This window comes from Microcystis sp. M53598_WE2, from assembly GCF_030067735.1.
In the GTDB taxonomy this organism is placed as follows: Bacteria; Cyanobacteriota; Cyanobacteriia; order Cyanobacteriales; family Microcystaceae; genus Microcystis; species Microcystis aeruginosa.
The window spans coordinates 1-2082 of record NZ_JASJFE010000685.1 but is presented as its reverse complement, the minus strand read 5'-3'; the positions used below and the strand labels follow the sequence as shown (position 1 = coordinate 2082).

Sequence of the window (2082 nt, the reverse complement as noted above, 5' to 3'; positions counted from 1 at the left end):
TAAGTCTAGGAAATCTTTGGCTGGCATAAGTAGGATTTTTCTAAAATTACTATTTCTATTTTAGGTGGTTTAAGTGCGTTTTAGCTTAAACCAACATCTCTAGCGTCAAGAAAACTGCGGAGGTGACTTATATGGCACTTATACGTTGGGAACCTTTCAGAGAAGTAGAAAGCCTACAGAAAGAAATGAATCGCTTGTTTGACCGTCTTGTGCCGACTGATGTAGGCAATGGCGAAAAAATGGGGTTATCCTTCATCCCGGCGGCGGAAATGACCGAAACGCCAGAGGCAGTTCAGCTTAAACTGGAAATACCTGGTATGGAAGCCAAAGACCTCAACCTGGAAGTAACAGCCGATAGTCTGACCATTAATGGTGAAAGGAAATCGGAAATTAAAACCGAAGAAGAAGGATTTACCCGCACTGAGTTCCGTTATGGTAAATTCCATCGGGTTATTCCTCTACCGGTTCGGGTTGATAACAATAACGTGACTGCTGAATACAAAGATGGCATTCTCAATCTCACTCTCCCGAAAGCGGAAGAAGAAAAAAATAAAGTGGTGAAAGTGTCCATCAATCCTACCATTGCTCAATGATGTAGTACTCATTGTCTGGTCTTAAGCGAAAGAGTTAACCTAGTGTGATTAGACCAAAGCGGGAGTATCAAACCATACTTCCGCTTTTAGCTTCCTAAACCTTTAACTTAAAACTTCTAACACTGCTTGGGGTGATAATTTATCTTTAAACCAGATAACCTGAGCGGGTAGATTTTGAAATTTAACTCCAGCTTTTTCTAGATTTAACCGTTCCGATACGGCTAAAATTAGATTACTTGCTTGGGCCGATTTAACCTGTAAAAATTTCTTTTGTAGGTATTCTGGTCGCCAATAACCAACAATTTCGAGGAGAAAAACGCGACCATCGGGATGCACTAAACGGAAATCGGGAATCATCACTCCTCCGGGTAAAGGCACTAAATCCACTTCCCTTTCTAGTTGCCATTCAGTTTTTAACTGTAACCAACGTTTAGCGAAAGATTCCTCTAACATACTATCGTAGGGTTTACCTGGGGAATAGTGGGACACCAGACCACAGTTATCCTCTAAATTGAACTGTTGTTTTTTGATAGTGCCTGTATAGGAATCTTTATACTGTAATTGTGCCTTCAGATTCCAGTGAGTAACATGGAGTAAGGCAGGAATTAATTTAGCGATTTCAATGCCATAACGACTGTTAGCTTTAAATAAACTGGTGGGACCATCGATAGTAATAGTAAATCCCGTGTCGGCATCCCCTTCGATATAAGTCATTAAACGAAATAGTTTTAGATAGCGAAAGAGATATTTATATTCCCCTGGATCGTTGCGGTGGACGTTGATAATTAAATAACTGGCCCGATAAAAAATCCCTTGAATTTGCGAGAGGTTAAAACGATGAATTAAGTTTTCGGGGGTGGGAGCATCAAATTGAGTGAGAATTTTATTCTCCGCTAAATCAGCATAGAGTCCTTTTTCTAGAGCTACTGGAAAAATTTCTTGATTTAATTCTTGGCTGAGTTGCTGGGCAATTTTCTCCAGAATTAGCGATCGATTTTGGGGAATAGGAACAAAGTTAGCCGCTTGTTCAAAAACTCTTTTTCTTAATTCCTGCGGTTCTAAGGGACTAATAATCTCAAAGGTGGCAAAATGATTGGTTAATAGGTGAGCAAATCCCCGTTTAATTTTATAATCGGGACTGTCTCCCTCCAAGATTAGGAGTTTTTGGCTTAATTCTCCCTTAGTTTGACCGATACTTTCCTGAAAACAGGTGATTTGTTCTTGAGCGATCATCAGATAATCAGGAGCGATCGGTAAGCGTTTGGGAATAATTGTCTCGCCATTTTGACGGGAAATCAATAAATCGGTCGGTAACATGGCAAGCTAGAGAAGAATAATCAGATGGGGAGAGGTGGGACGACAAGGAAAGGTCGAAACCCCAAAAATCCCCCGATTCTAACTATTTTGGTCGATATAACGCTCTAAATCCTCGATTACACGGGTTAATTCTGCTTCTGTGGTTAAGCGTAGGCGATCGTCACGAACCGTT

2 protein-coding genes are annotated in these 2082 nt (G+C 40.6%); one reads left to right on the top strand and one right to left on the bottom strand.

Annotated elements, in window-relative coordinates; genetic code table 11:
- Positions 1–131: 131 nt before the first annotated feature.
- Positions 132–593: an Hsp20/alpha crystallin family protein gene (locus PX636_RS13945; protein WP_002761262.1), complete on the top strand. Its 462-nt coding sequence runs from the start codon at positions 132–134 to the stop codon at positions 591–593.
- A gap of 102 nt (positions 594–695) precedes the next feature.
- On the opposite strand, the gene PX636_RS13940 is transcribed toward PX636_RS13945, so the two are convergent.
- Positions 696–1910 (bottom strand): DUF790 family protein, encoded by a 1215-nt coding sequence (locus PX636_RS13940; RefSeq protein ID WP_004162642.1) that lies wholly within the window; start codon positions 1908–1910, stop codon positions 696–698.
- Positions 1911–2082 lie beyond the last annotated feature (172 nt).